The organism is Pseudomonas migulae, assembly GCF_043225285.1.
GTDB lineage: Bacteria > Pseudomonadota > Gammaproteobacteria > Pseudomonadales > Pseudomonadaceae > Aquipseudomonas > Aquipseudomonas migulae_C.
In genome coordinates, this window is record NZ_CP171224.1 from 2,163,015 (window position 1) to 2,185,602 (window position 22,588).

Below are 22,588 nucleotides of genomic sequence, written 5' to 3' on the forward strand. Positions count from 1 at the left end.
CCCGGCCCAGGCCGGGGGTTTTGCTTTCTACAGATAAAACGCCCCGCACTTCCCCCCCACCGAATTGCCCGTCTACACTCGAAACATTCCCCCGAGCCATAACGAGACCGTTATGCCCAGACTGCCGACCGTGTTTTTTTTGCTGTCGCTGATGACCTGGACCGCAACGGCTGGCGCGCTGACTCTGACCGACGATGAACGTAGCTGGCTTACGGCCCACCCGGACCTGCGCCTGGGTGTCGATGCGTCATGGCCACCCTTCGAGTTTCGTGATGATCATGGCCGCTATCAGGGCCTTGCGGCGGATTACATCGACCTGATTCGCCAGCGCCTGGCAATCAAACTCACGCCCATCGAGCCCGTGAGCTGGACCGTTGTGCTCGAACAGGCCAAACAAGCCAAGCTGGACCTGTTGCCGGGCATCATGTCGACCCCGGAACGCCAGACCTACCTGTCATTTACGCGCCCCTATCTCGACTTCCCAATTGTCATTCTTGCCCACGTCGGCGGGGCCCAACCGCGCAAGCTCGAAGACCTGTACGGCCTGAAAATTGCCGTGGTGGAAAACTACGCGCCCCATGAACTGCTGCGCACCCACCATCCCGACCTGAACCTGGTGGGCATGCCCAACGTCAGCTCGGCCTTGCAGGCCTTGGCAACCGATGAAGTGGACGCCGTGGTCGGCGACCTCGCCTCCAGCGTCTGGAGCCTGCGCCAGCTCAAGCTCGACGGGCTCTACGTCAGTGGCGAGACGCCTTATCGCTATCAACTGGCCATGGGCGTGCCCCGGGACAACAAGATCCTGGTCGGCATTCTCGACAAAGTCCTGGCTGACATGTCTCCGGCGGAAATCAGCGCCATTCAGGAACACTGGGTCGGCAACGTGCTCGATCACCGAACCTTCTGGTCCGACCTGCTGGTCTACGGCCTGCCGGGTTTGCTGCTGCTGATCACGGTGTTGGCGGTGGTGATCCGGATCAACCGCCGATTGAGTTCGGAGATCGCCCGCCGGGTCGACCTCGAGCAAGAGCTGCGCAGCAGCGAATATCATTATCGCGGTCTGGTGGAGAGCCTTTCGGCCATTGCCTGGGAAGCGCGGATCACCGATTTCACCTACAGCTACGTGTCACCCCACGCCGAAGAACTCCTGGGTTATCCCCTGGCTCATTGGCTGATTCCCGGCTTCTGGCGCAACATCATCCACCCCGCCGACCTGACGCGAGCCCAGACCTTCTGCGATCACGAAGTCCTCGCCGGGCGCGATCACAGCCTTGATTACCGGGTGATCACCGCCGACGGCCGTTGCATCTGGGTGCGCGATATCGTCAGCCTGATCGAGCACGGCCATGAGCCGGTGATGCGGGGGCTGATGATCGACATCAGCGAAGCCAAGCGCACCGAAGAGGCCTTGCGCCTGTCGGAACAGAAGTTTGCCTCGGTGTTCCAGCAATGCCCGGACATCCTGGTCATCGCGCGCCTCTCCGATGGCTGTCTGCTGGAGGTCAACGAAGCGTTCGAAGAGCAGATCGGGCTCAAGGCTGAAGAGGTCATTGGCCAAACGGCCACCGACTTGAATATCTGGGGCATTCCCGGTGTCGGACCTGGCCTTTTGCAAAGGTTGCAGGCCGGTAGCATTCGTAACCTGGAGATGCCTTTTCGCCGCAACAATGGCCAGGTGTTTACCGGGCTGATCTCCGCCGAACCGTTCGATCTCGACACCACCCCCGCTTTGGTGGTGGTCGTGCGCGACATCAGTCAGCTCAAGGAAACCCAGCAACAGCTGCAAACCTCTGAAGAGAAATTCGCCAAGGCCTTCCATGCCTCGCCCGACGGTTTGTTGCTGTCGCGGCAGAGCGACGGTCTGCTGCTGGAGGTCAACGAGGGTTTCAGCCGCATCACCGGCTTCAACAGTGCGATGTCCGTGGACCGCTCGGCACTGGAGCTGGGCATCTGGGTCAACCTCAACGAACGTAAACAGATGCTCGACCTACTGCATCGCGACGGGTTTGTCCGCGACTTCAGTTGCCATATCCGCCGCAGCGACGGGCAGATCCGCCTCTGCGAAGTGTCGAGCCGTCCGCTGCCGATCGGCGACGAAGATTGCATGCTGACCATCGCCCGGGACATCACCGAGCGCCACTTGATGCAGGAAAAACTGCAACAGGCCGCAACCGTCTTCGAAAGCACTGCCGAAGGCGTGCTGATCACCGATACCCAGCAGCACATCAGCGCGGTCAATCGCGCCTTCACCGAAATCACCGGCTACAGCGAAAGCGAAGCATTGGGCCACACCCCGCGCCTGCTCGCGTCAGGCCTGCATGACAGCGCGTTCTACGCCGCCATGTGGCACCAACTCACCGCCGAAGGTCATTGGCAGGGTGAAATTTCCAACCGGCGCAAGAACGGCGAACTCTATCCGAGCTGGCTGACCATCAGCGCCGTGCGCAACCGCGAAAAATTCATCACCCACTTTGTCGCGGTGTTCGCCGACATCTCCAGCCTCAAGCACGCGCAGGCCAAACTCGATTACCAGGCGCACCACGACCCGCTGACCGGCTTGCCCAACCGCACCCTGTTCGAGAGCCGGTTGCTGACCGCCCTCGACAATCAGCGGGAAAACGGCGGCCAGGGCGCGGTGTTGTTCCTCGATCTGGACCGCTTCAAACACATCAACGACAGCCTGGGCCATCCCGTCGGCGACTTGCTGCTCAAGGGCATCGCCGTGCGCCTCAAGGAGCAATTGCGTGACATCGACACCGTGGCACGCCTGGGCGGTGACGAGTTCATCATCCTGCTGCCGGGTCTGCAGCAATCCAGCGACGCCGACAACATCGCCACCAAGCTGCTCAACTGCTTCACCGCGCCGTTCCAGGCCGGCGAACATGAGTTCTTCATCAGCGCCAGCATCGGCACCAGCCTGTATCCCAAGGACGGCTGTGACGTCGCCACGCTGGTCAAGAACGCCGACGCGGCGATGTACCGCTCCAAGGCCAAGGGCCGCAATCGGGTCGAAAGCTACACCCGCGACCTGACGGCCCAGGCCAGCGAGCGCGTGGCGCTGGAACACGAACTGCGCCGCGCCATCGAACGCAATGAACTGTTGCTGCATTACCAACCAAAAATCAGCGTGCACGACAATCGCCTGGTCGGTGCCGAAGCGCTCATCCGCTGGCGCCACCCGACCTTCGGCGACGTGCCGCCGGAACACTTCATTCCCCTGGCCGAAGAAAACGGGATGATCCTGCAGATCGGCGACTGGGTGCTCGAAACGGCGTGCCAGCAGATGTTCGACTGGCATCAGACCTACGAATGCCTCGGCCCGTTGTCGGTCAACCTCGCCGGCGCGCAACTGCGCCAGCCCAACCTCCTGGGCAGGATCGAACAACTGCTCAAGGACAACGGTCTTCAACCCGGCTTATTGCAACTGGAAATTACCGAAAACTTCATCATGAGCCAGGCCGAGGAAGCGTTGGCGGTGCTGCATCAACTCAAACACCTGGGCGTTCAGCTGGCCATCGACGACTTCGGCACCGGGTATTCCTCGTTGAGTTACCTCAAACGCCTGCCGTTGGACATCCTCAAGATCGACCAGTCTTTCGTCCGCGGCCTGCCGGATGATCCGCACGATGCAGCAATTGTCCGCGCAATCATCGCGCTGGGTCGCAGCATGCAATTCACCGTGATTGCCGAAGGTGTCGAGACATTGGCTCAGCAGCAATTCCTCGCCGAAGAAGGCTGTGAACAAATACAGGGCTACATCATCAGCCCGCCCTTGCCCGCAGAGGAATTCGCCGCGACGTTTCTTCGTATAGCCGTATCGGATTTTTCGGATAGCACAGCCGAGAAACCGTCGTTATAATCCGCGACCTACTGAGGGCCTATAGCTCAGTTGGTTAGAGCAGAGGACTCATAATCCTTTGGTCCACGGTTCAAGTCCGTGTGGGCCCACCAAACAAAAAAGCCGCGCTGATGACGCGGCTTACGTCACTCACCATGATTGACGTGGATAGCAACTTTCATTAGATTTCACCCATCGAAGCGACTGACCGGATGAGATTGAGCGCTTCCCAGCGGCGAAAGCCGTAACCGCGCAAAGCGGTTCGCAAGTGGTGTCCGGATCTGCTTTACCGTATCGAAGAAGACGCCTATGGCGTCTTTTTTCGTTTCTGTCCCTAGCGCCTGGTCGAACTGGGTTGCCGCAAGTAGACCTTACCGCACAGCAGCATGAAGCTCATTTTTCCGAGTAGCCTCGGCGGTTGCTCGGTTTGGTGATAAGCACTCTCAACCACCAGGTTCAGATCCTGCGGCTTTTCCCTGGCCGCCCGGCGTATCTCGAAGAATATGTGGTAAGGCCCGGCAGGGTCCTGAATCGTCAAGGAGTATGCCCAATTACGCAGGGCTGCTGTCTCTCGGACCTTAGACTGGGGATGGTTCAACCCCTGGATCACCACCGGCAGCCCCAATGACAGCCGATAACGGATTGCACAGAAGGTGCGTGGTCGTCCTGCACTGTCGCTTAGGACTGGCTCACCGGCCGGATGTTTCGCCACCTCATAGCTCTGACTGAAACAATGATTCGTAGATCACGTTTGGCCAATTGACTCGAAACCTTGAAATTGAACGGTTCAAGATGGGAAAAATCATAGGTCTCATCGCCGATGGTCAGAACTGGAAAATAGGCTGTCACTTTAGTCTCCACTCCACCAATCTCGATCCAAGGCTCAACGCCATGAGAAAGAGTCAATGTTCGACAAGAGGCCGCCGCCGTGTATGTCAGGCGCTTCCGAAAATGATGTCCATTACCCGCCCTGAAGCAGATTTCGATCTGATATCGAGACGAGACGTCTAGAACAAGAAAACCGCGTAATACGCGGCTTTTGCATGAGAGGCGTTTGGTTTTGTTTACTTCCGGTGGCGCAATATCGGATGACGCCCGCAGACCTTGTAGGCAAACTCCGAATCGTGTTTTTTGGGCACTTTGATGCCTTGTTGCGCTTTTCTTCGGCGGGATAGTCTCGGGTCGTCGCTGACCATTCAGCGATCGGGCTTGGAAACCCGTCGAACCGAAACGCAACAGCACCCTTCATGAATGCGGGAGCCTTTTCGGCTGCGGTCTTGAATTATGGTGGCTGTGCGTGGGACGCCTTCGGGCGTGCCGGTTTCGTTGGTTCCCGGTTTTCCAACCTGCGCACAGCTGCCACCCATTCGCTTGGAAACGTGTGGGGCAGCTCCTCGAACCGACGGGAGCAACACCATGACAAAAACAGATCCGCTCCACCCTTCAGAACTTCAAACCATCGGCTTCACGCCCTTCCTCTACTGCTCAAACCAGGCACTGTTCCGTGTCAGTCGCGGCGTACCCCTTGCCGATGCTCTCGCCCAAGCCTCAAACCTTCTGTGCCTGACCAAAGAACTGAACATCGACGCTGCCTACGCCAAAGACACCGACCGTTACGCTTGGGCCGCGCATTACCTGGCGTCGATGAGCAAAGCCGTCGTCGATGATGTGATGAAGGTGTTGGAGCGTGGGCCTGACCGGACCGAAACGAAGAGCAAAAAATAACGAGGGATGAGCCCCGGACATTCGGGGCTTTCACATGGTGTTTACATGCAGACACTCAATACTGGAACAGCCCGCACCGCCGGCAACCGCTCAAGCATTTCACGGGTAAAAACGACTTCATACGTATCCGCCGACCTACCCCACTGCTCGACGATGACCATCCGCTCTACCAGCAATAGCGCCAACTCGGTAATCGTATCGGCCAGGTCATCGATGATTTTTTGAGCCCGAGTCCACACGTGATCAGTCATCGCTTTGAGCTCAGCCGCAATACGTTCAGAGGAAGTGGAGTCCGTTTCCTGACAGGTAATGTTGCGCAGCAAATGCTGCAGCTCTTTCACTTTGGCGTAATCCTGTTCCGCGCCTTGCGCGCCTTTCAGGATGGCGACCGCTTTCGACTTGTCGACATGGCTACCGGACACCTGCTTCGAAGACAACGTCTGCCCCATGGCACCCGCCATCAGAACCATCATCCGGGCTTCCAGATACGTGGTCAGCGCTTCCATCGAGGTGATCGGGCGCGCCAACGTGATGGAAGCGCCCCCTTGATGCCGCAGGTCCATGGTCACGGACAGCGTCACGCCGCCCGTTGAAAACCCCAAGGCTCGGGCCATGACGTAGTGCCCCATTTCGTGATGGGCTATCTGCAAGGCGCGGTCTTGTACTGCGGCGGGCATGTTCCTATTCATCTCATCGCCTCGCATCACTCGATTTCGCATTCGACTACGATTGACCATCGCTGTCCATCCCACCCACGCAGCCAAAAAAAACCGCGCAATTGCGCGGTTTTTTCTTGCCCATGATTCAGCCTTTACTTGGGCAAGGCGTACGCAATCACATAATCCCCACGATCAGTCGACTGACGCGCACCGCCCACCGTCAGCAGGATGTACTGCTTGCCGGTTTTCGGTGAAACGTAAGTCATCGGACCCGACTGGCTGCCTACCGGCAAACGCGACTTCCAGATCTCATTACCGTTGCCGGTATCGAACGCTCGCAGGTAGAAATCCTGAGTGCCGGCGAAGAACAACAGGCCGGATTGGGTGGCCAACGAGGCGCCCAGGGTCGGCATGCCAATCGGGATCGGCAAGTGCATGCGGATGCCCAGCGGGCCGGTGTCCTGCACGGTGCCGACCGGGACTTGCCACATCAGTTTGTGGGTCTTGAGGTCGATGGCGGACATGGTGCCAAACGGTGGCTTCTGGCACGGAATGCCGGCCGCCGAGAGGAAGCGTTCACGCATGGCTCCGAACGGCGTGCCTTCCTGCGGCACCACACCCATTTCGATACCACTGGCCCCGGCGCCGATCTTGTCGCGCGGGATCATGTAGTTGGCCAGGCCCAGGCGCATGTCGTTGACGAACATGTAGTTCGTGTTCGGATCAACCGAGACGCTGCCCCAGTTCATCCCGCCCAGCGAACCGGGGAATTGCAGCGCGCGGTCCATGCCCGGCGGGGTGTAGACGCCTTCGTGGCGCATGCCTTTGAACTGGATGCGGCACATCAACTGGTCGAATGGCGTGGCGCCCCACATGTCGGCTTCGGTCAGGGTCTTGTTGCCGATTGACGGCATGTCCACCGAGAACGGCTGGGTAGGCGAGTAACGCTCACCAGGCACGTTACCCTGCGGTACTGGACGCTCTTCGACGCGGGCGATCGGCGCACCGGTTTCTCGGTTGAGCAGGAAGATCTCGCCCTGCTTGGTGACTTGCGCGAGAGCAGGCTGCAGGCCGCCCTTGTCGTCCGGCACGTCGTACAGCAGCGGTTGTGCCGGCAGGTCGAAGTCCCACAGGTCGTGGTGGGTGGTCTGGAAGTGCCAGCGCACCTGACCGGTCTTCACGTCGATGGCGACGATGGAAGAGTTCCATTTGTCATCGAATGCCGTGCGTTGGCCGCCGAAGAAGTCTGGCGTGGCGTTGCCGGTTGGCAGGTAAACCAGGCCGAGTTTGGCGTCGTAGGACATGGCCGACCAGACGTTCGGCGTGCCACGAGTATAAGTCTCGCCAGCCGGTGGGCGTTTGGTGGTGTTCGGGTTGCCCGGATCCCACGCCCACACCAGTTCGCCGCTGCGCACGTCGTAGGCACGGACCACGCCTGGCGGTTCGCCGGTGGAGTAGTTGTCGGCCACGCGGCCGCCAACGATCACCACATCACCTGCGACCAGCGGGGTCGAGGTTTGCTGGTAGTAACCCGGCTTCACTTCGCCCATGTCGGTGGTCAGATCGACCGTGCCTTTGTTGCCGAACGCTTCACACGGCTTGCCGGTTTCAGCATTGATCGCGATCAGGCGCGCATCGCCGGTCGGCAGAAACAGACGTTTCGCACAGGCAGTGGGCTGGTTATCCGACGACACCGGGGTCTCGGAGTAACCCAGGCCACGGCAACGCTGCCAGTTCGGCGCGGTGCCTTGCGGATCGAACTTCCAGCGCTGGGCGCCAGTGTCGGCGTCGAGGGCGAAGACTTTGCCGTAGGCGGTGCAGGTGTAGACCGTATCGCCGATCTGCAGCGGCGTGTTCTGGTCTTCAGCGCCAGCACCGGTGCTTTGCGGGATGTCGCCGGTGCGGAAGGTCCACGCCACCTGCAACTGGTCGATGTTGCCCTTGTTGATCTGGTCCAACGCAGCAAAGCGATTGCCGGCGGTGGTGTTGCCCCAGTGGGCCCAGTCTTTCTGTTCGGTACCCGGCGCGACGGGCGTGACAGCCGGCTCACTGTCGGCCTTGACCACATGGGTCGGCACGAACATGTAGGCCATCGTGGCGACAACGCCCACGCCCAGAATAGCGGCGAGGCCATAGGCGCCACGGCCACCCGTCGCGCCCGAAGCGCGCACCAGCGTCGGATAGATCAGCGCCACGACCAGGCCGATCACGGCAAACGTCAGCACCCGAGAAACCAGCGGCCAGTATTCGAAACCGGTGTCCCAGACGGCCCAGATCGCGGTCAGGATCAGCGCCACGCCATACAGTCGCGCACCTTGCGGGTTACGACGGGCAATCATCAGGCCGGACACCAGCATCGCCAGGCCCATCAGCAGGAAGTACCAGCTGCCGCCGAGCGACACCAGATAACCGCCGCCACCGGCCAGGCCAAGCCCGATCAACGCAATCAGGACACCCAACCCCGCCAGCAACCATTTGCCGCCGCCGGCAGCCCCAGAATTTTTCATGTCGGTATTTATCCCCATTTGTGACAAGCGCGGAATAATGTACGAACTGGTTACTTATGGCAAATTGTCGCAGGCAAAAATGGCATGAACGGTATTGAGCCTAGATCAAACATCCGCTGTTCGAGATGTGCCTGTAACATGCTGAACCATTGATCTGTACCGCTCTGGAGACGCCCCTTGCCCGACATCCGCCCGCCCGTTCTTGACGAAATCGACCGCCAATTGATCGCGGCCCTGCAGATCAATGCCCGCGAAAGCGTGGCCATGCTCGCCCGGCAACTGGGCATCGCCCGCACCACCGTGACGTCGCGGCTGGCGCGGCTGGAAAAGGCCAAGGTGATCACCGGTTACGGCGTGCGGCTGGGTCAGCGGGTTGTGGATGGCGGGTTGCAGGCGTATGTGGGGATTACGGTGCAGCCGCGGTCCGGCAAGGAAGTGTTGCGTCGGCTCAGCGCCATGGCCCAGGTGCAGCAACTGTGTGCGGTGAGTGGCGAATTTGATTATGTGGCGTGGTTGCGCACGGATTCGCCTGAGCAGCTGGATCAGTTGCTGGACCAGATTGGCAGTGTGGATGGTGTGGAGAAGACGACCACGTCGATCATCCTGAGCAGCAAGATAGATCGTGGACAGCCGGTTTAAACACGGATCAAGGTGGGAGCGAGCCTGCTCGCGATGCGATTTACCCATCACTATCAATGTCGACTGACACACCCTCATCGCGAGCAGGCTCGCTCCCACACTGGACGGTGTGCAGCAATGTCTCGTCATTTTGACCAGTTAATTAGCAAAACGACGACACATTGCGTCTTATTAACGTGTTCTACGCTCTCTAGAATGGCTGCCATCTTTTCCTATACTCAGACGCGCACCCCGCGTCCGGTCGCCAGTAAGGTCAGCCATGAACAAGAACAATCGCCATCCTGCAGACGGTAAAAAACCAGTCACCATTTTCGGCCCGGACTTCCCATTCGGCTTTGACGACTGGATCGAGCACCCGGCTGGCCTCGGCAGCATTCCTGCCCACAACCACGGTGCCGAAGTCGCGATCGTCGGCGCGGGGATCGCCGGTCTGGTCGCCGCTTATGAGCTGATGAAACTGGGCCTCAAGCCGGTCGTCTACGAAGCTTCGAAGCTCGGCGGCCGCCTGCGCTCGCAAGCGTTCAACGGGACTGATGGCATCGTCGCCGAACTCGGCGGCATGCGCTTCCCGGTGTCGTCCACGGCGTTCTACCACTACGTCGACAAGCTCGGGCTGGAGACCAAACCCTTCCCCAACCCGCTGACGCCGGCCTCCGGCAGCACCGTGATCGATATCGAAGGCAAAACCCATTACGCGCAGAAACTGGCGGATCTTCCCGCACTGTTTCAGGAAGTCGCTGACGCGTGGGCGGATGCCCTGGAAGCCGGTTCGCAGTTTGCCGATATCCAGCAAGCGATCCGAGACCGTGACGTGCCGCGCCTGAAAGAGTTGTGGAACACCCTGGTTCCGCTGTGGGACGACCGCACCTTCTACGATTTTGTCGCCACTTCCGAAGCCTTCGCCAAGCTGTCGTTTCACCATCGCGAAGTGTTCGGCCAGGTTGGTTTCGGTACCGGTGGCTGGGACTCCGACTTCCCGAACTCGATGCTGGAAATTTTCCGCGTGGTGATGACCAACTGCGACGACCATCAACATCTGGTCGTCGGCGGCGTCGAGCAAGTGCCGCAAGGCATCTGGCGTCATGTGCCGGAACGTTGCGTGCACTGGCCGGAAGGCACCAGCCTCAAGTCGCTGCACCGTGGGGCGCCGCGCTCCGGGGTGAAAAAAATCGCACACGCTGCGGACGGCCGCTTTGCAGTCACCGACAACAACGGCGACACCCGCGAATACGCCGCCGTGCTGACCACCTGCCAGAGCTGGCTGCTGACCACCCAGATCGAATGCGACGAAACCCTGTTCTCGCAAAAGATGTGGATGGCCCTGGACCGCACCCGCTACATGCAATCGTCGAAAACCTTCGTGATGGTCGACCGGCCGTTCTGGAAGGACAAGGACCCGGAAACCGGCCGCGACCTGATGAGCATGACCCTGACCGATCGCCTGACCCGCGGCACTTACCTGTTCGACAACGGCGACGACAAGCCCGGGGTGATTTGCCTGTCGTACTCGTGGATGAGCGACGCGTTGAAAATGCTGCCGCACCCGGTGGAAAAACGCGTTGAATTGGCGCTGAACGCGTTGAAAAAGATCTACCCGAAAGTCGACATCGCCGCGCGGATCATCGGCGACCCGATTACCGTCTCATGGGAAGCCGACCCGTATTTCCTCGGTGCCTTCAAAGGCGCACTGCCCGGCCACTATCGTTACAACCAGCGCATGTACGCGCATTTCATGCAGGACGACATGCCAGCCGAGCAGCGCGGGATTTTCATCGCCGGCGACGACGTTTCGTGGACGCCGGCGTGGGTCGAAGGCGCGGTGCAGACCTCGCTCAATGCGGTGTGGGGGATCATGAAACACTTCGGCGGTGAAACTCACGCCGAGAACCCGGGTCCAGGAGATGTGTTCAACGAGATCGGTCCGATCGCCCTGCCCGAGTAAAAGGAGTTCCAAATGCGCGTAGCCCTTTACCAATGTCCGCCGCTGCCCCTTGACGTCGCCGGCAATCTGCAGCGCCTGCAGCAGCTGGCGCAGGAGGCAAAAGGCGCCGACCTGCTGGTGCTGCCGGAGATGTTCCTGACCGGCTACAACATCGGCGTCGATGCCGTCAGCGTGCTGGCGGAGGTGCACAACGGTGAGTCGGCGCAGCAGATCGCGCGCATCGCCAAAACCGCAGGGATTGCCATTTTGTATGGCTATCCCGAGCGCACCGAGGACGGGCAGATCTACAACGCCGTGCAGTTGATCGACGCCAGCGGCGAGCGGCTGTGCAACTACCGCAAGACGCACTTGTACGGCGACCTCGATCACTCGATGTTCAGCGCCGGACAGGATGATTTTCCGCTGGTGGAGCTCAATGGCTGGAAGCTCGGTTTCCTGATCTGCTACGACGTCGAGTTTCCGGAAAACGCGCGGCGTCTGGCATTGGCCGGCGCCGAGCTGATTCTGGTACCGACGGCGAACATGGTGCCTTACGACTTCGTCGCCGACGTCACCGTTCGCGCCCGCGCGTTCGAAAACCAGTGCTACGTGGCCTACGCCAACTATTGCGGCAATGAAGGTGACATCCACTACTGCGGCCAGAGCAGCATTGCCGCGCCGGATGGCACTCGCATCGCTCAAGCGGGCCTGGATGAAGCACTGATTGTCGGTGAGCTGGATCGCCAGTTGATGGTCGATTCCCGCGCCGCCAATCGCTACTTCATTGATCGTCGCCCCGAGCTTTACGGCGAGCTGAACAAGCGCTGACACCCTGTAATCCGCTAGCATTAGCGCTTCCCTGTTCTGGAAGTGCTCATGCCTGCGCTGAATTCTCCTCGCCCCCACACTGAAACCCTGGCCGACGGTCTGCGAGTGACGCTGCGTCATGCCCCGCATCTGAAGCGTTGCGCGGCGGCGTTACGGGTCGCGGCGGGCAGTCATGATGTGCCATTGGCATGGCCTGGTTTAGCACACTTTCTTGAGCACCTGCTGTTCTTGGGCACTGATCGTTTTCCCACGGAACACGGGCTGATGGCCTACGTGCAAGGTCATGGCGGGCACGTGAACGCGCGGACCAGCGAGCGCACCACGGACTTCTTTTTCGAACTCCCCCTTCAGGCATTCAGCGGTGGGCTGGAGCGCCTGTCAGACATGCTCGCCCATCCACGTATGAATCCGGACGATCAGCAGCGGGAACGGAAAGTGCTGCACGCGGAGTTTGTGGCCTGGTCGCAGGATTCGGCCGCCCAACAGCAATTGGCATTGTTCGATGGGCTTTCGCCAGTCCATCCGTTGCGTGGCTTTCATGCGGGAAACCGTGACAGTCTGCCCGTTGAGCAAGCGGACTTTCAGCAAGCACTGAAGGAGTTTCATCAGCGGTTTTACAAAACCGGGCAGATGACGCTGAGCCTGACGGGCCCGCAGAGCATCGAAGAGTTGAGGCAAATGGCGCTGAGCTTCGGAGCGGCGATTCCTGCAGGAAAAACCGTAGCGCAACAGCCGCCCGTACCGTTGGTGGAAACATCGGAAACAAGTTATCAACAGGCGGGGGAGCGTCGTCTCGATCTGCTGTTCACCTTCGAGTCGTTGCCCCACTCGGCGGCCGAAGCGCTGGCGTTCCTGTGTCATTGGTTGAATTCCGCAAAGCCTGGCGGACTGCTGGCGGAATTGCATGCACAAGGCCTAGCCGAACATTTGAAGGCCGCGCCGCTGTATCAGTTTGCCGGGCAAGCCGTGCTGCACATCGAATTCACAACGACTGAAGCGGGAAGCGTCATCCGCGAGCAACTTCTGGATTGGCTGGGCTTTTTTGCCTCTCGGCAAAATTGGGACAGTCTGCGTGATGAGTACGCCGCCCTGCTCCAGCGCCAGCAACAAGTCAGCGGTGCGCTGCAATTGGCTCGACTGGACAGCGAACAGCTTGAAACCGGGTTATCCGAACAAGGGGTTGCGGCCCTCAAAGACATCCTGAAGCAAATCGGCGCTGTGGATAACTTCAGCGCCGCCTGGCAACTGCCGACGCCCAATCCGTTTTTGCGCGCCGAAGCGCCGCCGCAAAATGCCGGACTGATTCGCGGCCAGACCAGCAAGCACCGTGGCCTGCGCACCTTTGCCCAGGATCGTTCGCGTAGCCGTCGGGAAAGTTCGCCGATGCAATTCAGCCAATCACTGCCGGACAACACGGCGGAAGGGGCGATTTATCTGCGGTGGCGACTCGATGCGGAACCGCATCCCGCGCTTCAACAGCGCCTGGAAAACCGTCTGCAAACACTGCGTGAAGAAGCCCGTCAGGCGGGTGTCGACTGTTCCTTCAGCGCATCGGCCAATGAATGGCTGCTGAAATTGACGGGGCTGCAAGAATCCATGCCCACCGTCCTGGAGCATGCGCTGAAAGAACTGACAGCACCTGACAGCGGCTACTCACAGGATGAACCGAAAAGCCCCACGCTGATTCCAATCAAACACCTGCTGAAGGTGCTGCCCGCTCATTGCCTTGAGCGCACCCGCGTCTCTGATGATGTGCAATCGCTGTGGTCCGACGCGCGTTGGGAAGGTCTGGCGATTGGTCTGTCGGCACAAACTCAAGCGGCCATGGGCCTGGCCCTGAGCCGTGTACCCGGAACAGCGGACACCCAAGCGAACCTGGCGCCCTCGATCAACTCACAGCGCCTGTGGACAAACCTCGACACCGGCGCCAGCGAACACGCGCTGTTGCTGTTCTGTCCGACGGCCACTCAGGAAATCTCTGACGAAGCCGCCTGGCGCTTGCTCGCGCATGTCTGTCAGACACCGTTCTACCAGCGCTTGCGGGTTGAACTGCAACTGGGTTACGCGGTGTTCAGCGCATTGCGCCAGCTCCAGGGTCAGACCGGTATTTTGTTCGGCGTGCAATCACCGAGCGCCGTGCCTCTGAGCTTGCTGGAGCACATCGAACGCTTCCTGGACGACTTGCCCGGGATGATTGACGCCATCGACGAGGCGACATTCATTGCCCAGCGCCAGGCGTTGACAGATCATTTCGACATGGCGGCATTACCCTTCTCTCAAGCCGCAGAACTGCTCTGGCAGGGCAAACAGGGTGGCCGCTCGTCGGATTATCTGACGCAGCTGCCCTTGGCGATTCTGACCATCGACCGCTCGGCCCTGAAGGCCGCTGCCCATCGACTGATCAACGCCGAAGGCGGCTGGCGTTGCCTGGCCAGCGGTTCAGAACCATCAGCGCCCTGGCAAGTGACAAAATGATCATTACCGCTGGTGCAATTAGCTTTTTCCAAGAATGCCGGCCAATCACTTTGAAATTTTGAGTAACATAGCCACCTAACTATCTGAACATCTCCCGCTGGAGGTGGACTATATGTATAGATCTCAACCGTCCCATCACCTGAAGGAGCGCTCAAATGTCCTGGTCCAAACCTGCTTACACCGACCTGCGTATCGGCTTTGAAGTCACCATGTACTTCGCTAGCCGCTAAGCTTGTCCTGCCGTTCAGCGCCTCGGTTTACCGGGGCGTTTTTATTTTCAGCGTTGAAATGATGGAGCGCCCATGTTCGTCCAGATTCTAGGTTCCGCCGCCGGTGGCGGTTTCCCCCAGTGGAACTGCAACTGCGTGAATTGCGCAGGTTTTCGCAGCGGCACCCTGCGGGCCAAGGCGCGGACCCAGTCGTCCATCGCGATTTCCGATGACGGCGTGAACTGGGTGTTGTGCAACGCCTCGCCGGACATCCGTGCCCAGCTCCAGAGCTACGCCCCGATGCAACCGGGCCGTGCCCTGCGCGATACCGGCATCAGCGCGATCATCCTGATGGACAGCCAGATCGACCACACCACCGGTCTGCTCAGCCTGCGCGAGGGTTGCCCGCATAATGTCTGGTGCACCGACATGGTCCATGAAGACCTGAGCACCGGTTTCCCGCTGTTCACCATGCTGACCCACTGGAACGGCGGGCTGAACTGGAACCGCATCGAACTCGACCGCAGCTTCACCATCCCGGCGTGCCCGAGCCTGCGTTTCACCCCGCTGCCGTTGCGCAGCGCTGCGCCGCCGTATTCCCCGCACCGCTTCGACCCGCACCCGGGCGACAACATCGGCCTGATCGTCGAAGACCTGAACACCGGCGGCAAACTGTTCTACGCCCCGGGCCTCGGCAAAGTCGACGCGCCCCTGCTGGAAATCATGGCCGGCAGCGACTGCCTGCTGGTGGACGGAACGCTGTGGGACGACGACGAAATGCAACGCCGTGGCGTCGGCACCCGCACCGGTCGGGAAATGGGCCACCTGGCGCAGAACGGCCCCGGCGGCATGCTGGAAGTGTTGGAGCAACTGCCTAAACAGCGCAAGGTGCTTATCCACATCAACAACACCAACCCGATCCTCGACGAGGATTCGCCGGAGCGTGCCGAGCTGGATCGGCGCCAGGTTGAAGTGGCGTATGACGGCATGAGTATTGTGTTGTAAGACCCGAGACCGCTGCGCGGTCTATCGCGAGCAGGCTCGCTCCCACATTGGATCTGTGTACACCAAACACCTGTGGGAGCGAGCCTGCTCGCGATGAGGCCCGACCAGACAACATCAATTCCGCGGGTGCTCCCGGAGAACCGAAATGACTGACACCGCACTGTCCCCCACCGAATTCGAAGCCGCCCTGCGCGCCAAAGGCGCCTACTACCACATCCATCACCCCTACCACGTGGCGATGTATGAAGGCCGGGCGAGCCGCGAGCAGATTCAGGGCTGGGTGGCCAACCGTTTCTACTACCAGGTGAACATTCCCCTGAAGGACGCGGCCATCCTCGCCAATTGCCCGGACCGCGAGATCCGCCGCGAATGGATTCAACGTCTGCTCGACCATGATGGCGCCCCCGGCGAAGACGGCGGCATCGAAGCCTGGCTGCGCCTCGGTCAAGCGGTCGGCCTCGACCCGGATCAACTGCGCTCCCAGGAACTGGTGCTGCCCGGCGTACGTTTCGCCGTGGACGCCTACGTCAACTTCGCCCGCCGGGCCAGTTGGCAGGAAGCCGCCAGCAGCTCGCTGACCGAACTGTTCGCACCACAGATTCACCAGTCACGTCTCGACAGCTGGCCACAGCATTACCCGTGGATCGACCCCGCCGGCTACGAGTATTTCCGCACCCGCCTGGGCCAGGCGCGCCGCGACGTGGAACATGGTCTGGCGATCACCTTGCAGCACTACACCACGCGCGAAGGCCAGGAGCGCATGCTGGAAATTCTCCAGTTCAAACTGGACATTCTTTGGAGCATGCTCGATGCCATGAGCATGGCCTACGAACTGAAACGCCCGCCGTATCACAGCGTGACCGATCAACGGGTCTGGCATAAAGGAATCACCTTATGAGTTTCGACCGCAGCAAGACCCCGACCTGGCGCCCCGGCTACCGTTTCCAGTACGAACCGGCGCAAAAAGGCCATGTGCTGCTGTACCCGGAAGGCATGATCAAACTGAATGAAAGCGCCGCGCTGATCGGCGGTTTGATCGACGGCGAGCGGGATGTCGCAGCAATCATTGCCGAGCTGGATGCGCAATTCCCCGGCGTGCCGGAGCTCGGTGATGACATCGAGCAATTCATGGAGGTCGCCCGTGCTCAGCACTGGATCGAACTTGCCTGATTCCGTGTCGGACAAGTTACCGCCCAAACCAGAAATCGGCCTGCCGCTGTGGCTGCTGGCCGAGCTGACCTACCGGTGCCCGCTGCAATGCCCGTATTGCTCCAATCCGCTGGATTTCGCCGAGCAAGGCAAGGAGCTGAGCACTGAGCAATGGATCAAGGTATTCCGCGAAGCCCGGGAAATGGGGGCGGCGCAACTGGGCTTTTCCGGTGGCGAGCCGCTGGTGCGCCAGGACCTCGCCGAACTGATCGCCGAGGCGCGCAAGTTGGGTTTCTACACCAACCTGATCACCTCCGGCATCGGCCTGACCGAGCAGAAAATCAGCGATTTCAAAAAGGCCGGCCTGGACCATATTCAGATCAGTTTTCAGGCCAGCGACGAGCAAGTGAACAACTTGCTGGCCGGCTCGAAAAAAGCCTTCGCGCAGAAGCTGGAAATGGCTCGCGCGGTCAAGGCCCATGGCTATCCGATGGTGCTGAACTTCGTTACCCATCGGCACAACATCGACAAGATCGACCGGATCATCGAGCTGTGCATTGCCCTTGAGGCGGATTTCGTCGAGCTCGCCACCTGTCAGTTTTACGGTTGGGCGCAGCTCAATCGGGTCGGGCTGCTGCCGACCAAGGAACAGCTGGTTCGCGCCGAACGCATCACCAACGAATACCGCGCCAAACTCGAAGCCGAAGGGCATCCGTGCAAGCTGATTTTCGTCACCCCGGACTATTACGAAGAACGCCCGAAAGCCTGCATGAACGGCTGGGGCAGTATTTTTCTGACAGTCACCCCGGACGGAACGGCCCTGCCCTGTCACGGCGCCCGACAGATGCCGGTGCAATTTCCCAATGTGCGCGACCACAGCATGCAGCACATCTGGTACGACTCGTTCGGCTTCAACCGCTTTCGCGGATACGACTGGATGCCCGAGCCGTGCCGCTCCTGCGACGAGAAGGAAAAGGACTTCGGCGGCTGCCGCTGCCAGGCCTTCATGCTCACGGGTGACGCGAGCAATGCCGACCCGGTGTGCAGCAAGTCGGAACATCACGGCGTGATCCTCAAGGCCCGCGAAGAAGCCGAGCACGCGACCCAGACCATTGAACAACTGGCCTTTCGCAATGAACGAAACTCACGACTCATCGCTAAAAGCTGAACCTTTCAGCGCTGCCAAAGCCGTCGCGGCCGGTGTCGACTTTGCCGAATTGCAGGTCGGCCGGCATGGCCTGTTCTGGAACGAGTACCGCCCCGAAGACGGCGCCTGCCGGATCTGGCATTGGCGCGAGGGCCAGGCGCATTGCCTGACACCCACGGGTTTCAGTGTGCGCAGCCGGGTGTACGAATATGGCGGCGGAGCGTTTTGCCTGACAGATGACGGCATCGTTTTCGTCAACGAGGCGGATCAGCAGCTGTATTGCCAGTCGCTGCAAGGCGAAACGCCGCAAGCGCTGACGGCCACCGAATGCCGCTATGGCGATCTGCAGTTCGCCCAGGGTCAGGTGCTGGCGGTTGAAGAGCATCGAGACCGGCATCGCCTGGTAGCCATCGATCTGGCGGATGGCGCGCGTCATCTGCTGGCCGAAGGTGCGGATTTTTATGCCGCGCCGACATTAAGCCCTGATGCTCAACGATTGGCCTGGATCGAGTGGAGCCGCCCGCACCAGCCATGGACCGCGACTCGCCTGATGGTCGCAGAACGGCAGCAGGATGGTCGTTACGCTCAAGCGCGCTGCGTGGCCGGTGCCGATGATCGGGAATCGCTGCAACAACCGCGATTCGATGACAGCAATCGTCTGTATTGCCTGACGGATCGAGACGGCTATTGGCAGCCGTGGGTGGAATCCCCGGATGGCCTCAGCCCTTTACCCAGCGTCGCTGCGGACCATGGGCCAGCGCCCTGGCAGTTGGGCGGTTGCACATGGCAGCCTCTCGGCGAAGACGCTTATTTGGCCAGTTGGACCGAACAAGGCTTCGGCCGACTGGGTATTTGCGGAGGTACTGCAGAAGATTTCACCGGGGACTACAGCCGTTTCCGGCATCTCGCACTGGATGAACAGTTCATCTACTGCATCGCAGCGTCGCCGGTCAGTTCGTCCGCCGTGATTGCCATCGACCGCCAGACCCGGCGGGCCAAAGTCCTGGCAGGAGGCATCGCACCGCTGCCCGCCGAGCAGATCAGCGTCCCGCAAACCCTGCGTTACCCGAGCGGTTCGGGGGAGGCCCACGGGTTCTTCTACCCGGCAATGAACGGCGCCGCGAAACCGCCATTGGTGGTGTTTATCCATGGCGGCCCGACATCGGCGTGCTACCCGATGCTCGATCCGCGCATTCAGTACTGGGCGCAACGGGGCTTCGCCGTGGCTGACCTCAACTACCGGGGCAGCAGCGGCTACGGCCGGGCCTATCGCCAGGCGCTGCATCTGAGCTGGGGGGACGTGGATGTGGAGGATGCCTGCGCGGTCGTCGCCCATCTCGCCGAGCGCGGCTTGATCGATAGCGACCAGGCGTTTATTCGCGGCGGCAGTGCCGGCGGCTACACCACGCTTTGCGCGCTGGCATTCCAGAACGTCTTCCGCGCGGGCGCCAGCCTTTACGGTGTCAGCGATCCCGTTGCCCTGGGTCGGGCGACCCACAAGTTCGAGGGTGACTATCTGGATTGGCTGATCGGCGATCCCGACAAAGACGCCGAGCGCTACGCCGCGCGAACGCCGTTGCTCCACGCGAACAACATCAGCGTGCCGGTGATTTTCTTCCAGGGTGAACTCGACGCGGTCGTCGTGCCGCAGCAGACCCGCGACATGGTCGAGGCGTTGCAGGAAAACGGCATTCTGGTTGAAGCGCATTATTACGCGGACGAACGCCATGGCTTCCGCAAGGCCGGGAATCAGGCCCATGCGCTGGAGCAGGAGTGGTTGTTTTATAGGCGGGTGATGGCGCTCGAAGGCTGAAATCGCGTTGCGCCTTTCGCGAGCAGGCTCGCTCCTACAGGTCTGCGTTGCACCTGTGGGAGCGAGCCTGCTCGCGAAGGATTTATCTGACGCCGCGAACCTCAGCGCTTGGCGATGATGTACACCGCATGCACGATCCCCGGGATATAACCGCACAACGTCAGCAGAATATTCAGCCAGAACGCCCCGGCAAAACCGACTTGCAGAAACACACCCAGTGGCGGCAACAGAATGGCGATGATGATGCGAATGAAGTCCATGGGTCAGCTCCTGATTTGAAAGGGGCTCGTGTGAGCCACACAACCAATCGACCTGCGCCGTTCGTCAGGGTTCAGTGCGTTGCTTCAGGCAAGTATTTCCAGACCGTGTTTCTGCACGATGCTTAACAGCTTCAGCGCCATGCCACTGGGGTGTTTGTCCCCTGCTTCCCACTGCTTGACTGTCGACGCGCTGGTGTTCAGATAACGCGCAAAGACTGGTTGGCTGACGTTGTTGCGCTCGCGCAGTGCTTTGATCTGCTCCGCCGGGATCGCTTCGGGCACGGCGGCAAGACAAGATTCGTCGAACTCGCGCATGGTTGCCTTGCTGATTGCGCCGATGGCGTATAAGGCGCTGGCGGACTCATGTACTGATTCCAAGGCCTCGCTTCTGAATTTCTTACTCATGAAATATCTCCAAAAACTCTCTCGTATCCAGTAGGTACTGGACTTGCAACTCCGTCAGTCCCTCGTAAGTTTTCGCCAATTTCCGAAAACCGATCAGATCGTCCTGACTGATATTGCTCTGATCTTTCTTGGCATACAGGAACTGATAAACCCAGTAGCCTCTGCCCTTTGCCACAACAATCGAGCGATGGCGATTGGCATTCAAACGCTTCTTCCAGACACCACCGCCGAGACTCTCCGCCTGGCCCTTGAGCATTTCGCTGAATGCCTCTCGAAGCTCATCATCACCAATCCAGGCCTTACCCGCCTGCATCGCAAAACGCTTGGTCTTGAACAACCTTGGTGGCATCGGCATCCCTTCCAAAAAACATACCACTGAGTGGTATAGAAATCAAAACCAGGAATCCTTCACTGGCACCGGCACTCCCTGCCGGCCTTTTTAAAAAGCCATCGATTTTGCTAACGCTCAAGCGACAAAGTGCATCTGGCAAAACGCCGAGACAAAAAAAACGCCCCACGTCAAAAGAATCAAACGTGAGGCGACGCGTTATACCGCGAGACGGTTCGGAAATTCGTGCAGGAAGCGTCTGATCAGACGGCAATCCCTTTGCGGCATTGCAGCTGCGCGGTGCGCACGCGGGAGAACGCGCGAGCCAGACGCAGGAGCATTTCGTCGATATTGGCATTGCTCACGGTGAGTGCCGGTGTGAAACGCAGGCAATCGGGTTGTGGTGCGTCGAGCAGCAAGCCTTCGTACAGTGCGGCTTTGACGACAGCGTCCGCTGAATCGTCCGACAGGGTCAGTCCCCAGAACAGCCCTTGCCCGCGTAACTCGCCGTGCCCATAGCGGTGCGCCAGGCGCCCCAGGCCTTCGCCCAGGTGTTGACCGGTTTCCCTGACGTGCTGGAGGAAACCCTTGTCCTGCACACTTGCGAGCACCGCAAGACCGGCGGCCGTCATCAGCGCATTGCCATGATGAGTACCCGCCAGTTCGCCGACCTCAAAACAGCAGGCCTTGCCCCGTGCCAGCAATGCCGCCAGGGGTACGCCACCACCCAGGCCTTTGCCGAGCACCACGATATCGGCCCGCACGCCGTAGGACTGTTCCGCAAGCAATGTACCGAGACGGCCGAGGCCGGTTTGCACTTCATCGAAGATCAACAGGATGCCGAGTTCACGGCACAGCCGCTCCACACCCTTGAGGTAATGCTCGGTGGCGGGAATCACCCCCGCTTCGTTTTGAATAGGCTCGAGCATGATCGCGACGGTCTGCGCATCAACCGAGGCGTGCAAGGCGGCAAGATCGTTGAACGGCACGTGGCTGAAACCCGGGAGTTGCGGCTCGAAGCGATTGGTCTGCCGGGAACTGTCTGACGCTGGAATCGTCCCGAGACTACGGCCATGGCAAGCCTGGTTGGCGACGATGATTCGCGATGCACCGCCACGATGTCGCTGCCCCCACTTGCGCGCCAGTTTGATCGCGGCTTCACAGGCCTCGCTGCCGCTGTTTAACAGATACGCCTGATCGCTGCCGGTGCTGGCGCACAGTCGGTCGGCGAGGTTGAGCATGCCGCGGTTATGCAGGCCAAAGCCTGGATTGATCAGCGTTTGAGCTTGCGCGGTAATGGCGTTGACCAGCACCGAAGGGCTGTGCCCGAGGCTATTGGCGCCACCGCCCTGAGAAAAGTCGAGATAAGCGCGGTCGTCACTGTCCCACAACCATGAGCCTTGGCCGCGCACGAAAATCTGTTGTGGCCGCTCGACGCTGGGCATCAGGCACTCGCTGGAGAGTGTGTCGTCCCTGGCAGGCATGAAGGCGTCGGCGGTCAGGTCATCGAGGCAGGGAGCGTGACGCCGTAGACTGAACAGATTCATCCAAAAAAACCTCGTTTCAGGTTTTTTGTCTTGCCTATGCAAACATCCTTCCTGCAAACCGTATTCATCGCGCTTTATGGCCCTGTAAGCCTAGTGAATGCGGTTAGACTAGGCTCAGGCAAGGCCCTGAGCC

18 protein-coding genes, 1 tRNA gene and 1 pseudogene are annotated in these 22,588 nt (G+C 60.1%); 13 read left to right on the forward strand and 7 right to left on the reverse strand.

The genetic code is table 11. The features are described from left to right. Positions 1-112: 112 nt before the first annotated feature. Together ACF6ZU_RS10065 and ACF6ZU_RS10070 are read left to right on the forward strand one after the other, a co-directional pair. Positions 113-3,859 (forward strand): bifunctional diguanylate cyclase/phosphodiesterase, encoded by a 3,747-nt coding sequence (locus ACF6ZU_RS10065; RefSeq protein WP_392892008.1) that lies wholly within the window; start codon positions 113-115, stop codon positions 3,857-3,859. 15 nt (positions 3,860-3,874) lie between these two features. Continuing rightward, positions 3,875-3,951, forward strand: a tRNA-Ile gene (locus tag ACF6ZU_RS10070). 221 nt (positions 3,952-4,172) lie between these two features. On the opposite strand, the pseudogene ACF6ZU_RS10075 reads toward ACF6ZU_RS10070, so the two are convergent. Then, positions 4,173-4,699, reverse strand: a pseudogene (locus ACF6ZU_RS10075) (hypothetical protein). A gap of 555 nt (positions 4,700-5,254) precedes the next feature. Between ACF6ZU_RS10075 and ACF6ZU_RS10080 the strand changes: the two are divergent. Then, the gene (locus tag ACF6ZU_RS10080; protein WP_392892010.1) at positions 5,255-5,563 is read left to right on the forward strand and encodes a DUF3077 domain-containing protein; all 309 of its coding nucleotides are present in this window, start codon (positions 5,255-5,257) and stop codon (positions 5,561-5,563) included. Between the two features lie 41 nt (positions 5,564-5,604). Here the strand turns inward: ACF6ZU_RS10080 and ACF6ZU_RS10085 are convergent, their stop codons facing one another. Beyond that, positions 5,605-6,252 carry a peptidase M41 gene (locus ACF6ZU_RS10085; protein ID WP_392893764.1) on the reverse strand — a complete coding sequence of 216 codons (648 nt, stop codon included), beginning with the start codon at positions 6,250-6,252 and terminating at the stop codon, positions 5,605-5,607. Positions 6,253-6,374: 122 nt separating this feature from the next. Next, positions 6,375-8,729 (reverse strand): glucose/quinate/shikimate family membrane-bound PQQ-dependent dehydrogenase, encoded by a 2,355-nt coding sequence (locus ACF6ZU_RS10090; protein WP_392892011.1) that lies wholly within the window; start codon positions 8,727-8,729, stop codon positions 6,375-6,377. A 177-nt stretch (positions 8,730-8,906) separates the two neighbouring features. On the opposite strand from ACF6ZU_RS10090, the gene ACF6ZU_RS10095 reads away from it, so the two are divergent. From ACF6ZU_RS10095 to ACF6ZU_RS10140, 10 genes are all read left to right on the forward strand, one after another. Then, the gene (locus ACF6ZU_RS10095) at positions 8,907-9,368 is read left to right on the forward strand and encodes an Lrp/AsnC family transcriptional regulator (protein ID WP_046029956.1); all 462 of its coding nucleotides are present in this window, start codon (positions 8,907-8,909) and stop codon (positions 9,366-9,368) included. Positions 9,369-9,627: 259 nt separating this feature from the next. After that, entirely contained in the window at positions 9,628-11,310 is a 1,683-nt protein-coding gene (locus ACF6ZU_RS10100) for a flavin monoamine oxidase family protein (RefSeq protein WP_392892013.1), read from the forward strand. A gap of 12 nt (positions 11,311-11,322) precedes the next feature. Beyond that, positions 11,323-12,117 carry a carbon-nitrogen hydrolase family protein gene (locus tag ACF6ZU_RS10105; RefSeq protein WP_392892015.1) on the forward strand — a complete coding sequence of 265 codons (795 nt, stop codon included), beginning with the start codon at positions 11,323-11,325 and terminating at the stop codon, positions 12,115-12,117. Positions 12,118-12,165: 48 nt separating this feature from the next. Further along, positions 12,166-14,592 carry a pyrroloquinoline quinone biosynthesis protein PqqF gene (pqqF, locus tag ACF6ZU_RS10110; protein WP_392892017.1) on the forward strand — a complete coding sequence of 809 codons (2,427 nt, stop codon included), beginning with the start codon at positions 12,166-12,168 and terminating at the stop codon, positions 14,590-14,592. Positions 14,593-14,747: 155 nt separating this feature from the next. Continuing rightward, on the forward strand, positions 14,748-14,822 hold the full coding sequence (gene pqqA, locus ACF6ZU_RS10115; RefSeq protein WP_009045898.1) for a pyrroloquinoline quinone precursor peptide PqqA: 75 nt from the start codon (positions 14,748-14,750) through the stop codon (positions 14,820-14,822). A 72-nt stretch (positions 14,823-14,894) separates the two neighbouring features. Further along, on the forward strand, positions 14,895-15,806 hold the full coding sequence (gene pqqB, locus ACF6ZU_RS10120) for a pyrroloquinoline quinone biosynthesis protein PqqB (RefSeq protein WP_392892019.1): 912 nt from the start codon (positions 14,895-14,897) through the stop codon (positions 15,804-15,806). A gap of 145 nt (positions 15,807-15,951) precedes the next feature. Further along, the gene (pqqC, locus tag ACF6ZU_RS10125) at positions 15,952-16,704 is read left to right on the forward strand and encodes a pyrroloquinoline-quinone synthase PqqC (protein WP_392892021.1); all 753 of its coding nucleotides are present in this window, start codon (positions 15,952-15,954) and stop codon (positions 16,702-16,704) included. Then, positions 16,701-16,976 carry a pyrroloquinoline quinone biosynthesis peptide chaperone PqqD gene (gene pqqD / locus ACF6ZU_RS10130; RefSeq protein WP_008024193.1) on the forward strand — a complete coding sequence of 92 codons (276 nt, stop codon included), beginning with the start codon at positions 16,701-16,703 and terminating at the stop codon, positions 16,974-16,976. Before pqqC ends, pqqD begins: the two co-directional genes overlap by 4 nt. Beyond that, on the forward strand, positions 16,948-18,123 hold the full coding sequence (gene pqqE, locus ACF6ZU_RS10135) for a pyrroloquinoline quinone biosynthesis protein PqqE (RefSeq protein ID WP_008024195.1): 1,176 nt from the start codon (positions 16,948-16,950) through the stop codon (positions 18,121-18,123). The genes pqqD and pqqE overlap by 29 nt, the downstream gene beginning before the upstream one ends. Next, on the forward strand, positions 18,089-19,915 hold the full coding sequence (locus tag ACF6ZU_RS10140) for a prolyl oligopeptidase family serine peptidase (protein WP_392892023.1): 1,827 nt from the start codon (positions 18,089-18,091) through the stop codon (positions 19,913-19,915). Before pqqE ends, ACF6ZU_RS10140 begins: the two co-directional genes overlap by 35 nt. A gap of 101 nt (positions 19,916-20,016) precedes the next feature. Here the strand turns inward: ACF6ZU_RS10140 and ACF6ZU_RS10145 are convergent, their stop codons facing one another. The 4 genes from ACF6ZU_RS10145 to ACF6ZU_RS10160 all read right to left on the reverse strand — a co-directional run bounded on the left by ACF6ZU_RS10145 (position 20,017) and on the right by ACF6ZU_RS10160 (position 22,455). Then, entirely contained in the window at positions 20,017-20,175 is a 159-nt protein-coding gene (locus ACF6ZU_RS10145) for a YqaE/Pmp3 family membrane protein (RefSeq protein ID WP_007904205.1), read from the reverse strand. 84 nt (positions 20,176-20,259) lie between these two features. Further along, entirely contained in the window at positions 20,260-20,580 is a 321-nt protein-coding gene (locus tag ACF6ZU_RS10150) for a helix-turn-helix domain-containing protein (RefSeq protein WP_392892024.1), read from the reverse strand. Further along, on the reverse strand, positions 20,573-20,929 hold the full coding sequence (locus ACF6ZU_RS10155; RefSeq protein ID WP_392893768.1) for a type II toxin-antitoxin system RelE/ParE family toxin: 357 nt from the start codon (positions 20,927-20,929) through the stop codon (positions 20,573-20,575). The genes ACF6ZU_RS10150 and ACF6ZU_RS10155 overlap by 8 nt, the downstream gene beginning before the upstream one ends. A gap of 242 nt (positions 20,930-21,171) precedes the next feature. Further along, positions 21,172-22,455: an aspartate aminotransferase family protein gene (locus ACF6ZU_RS10160; protein ID WP_392892025.1), complete on the reverse strand. Its 1,284-nt coding sequence runs from the start codon at positions 22,453-22,455 to the stop codon at positions 21,172-21,174. Between the last annotated feature and the right edge of the window lie 133 nt (positions 22,456-22,588).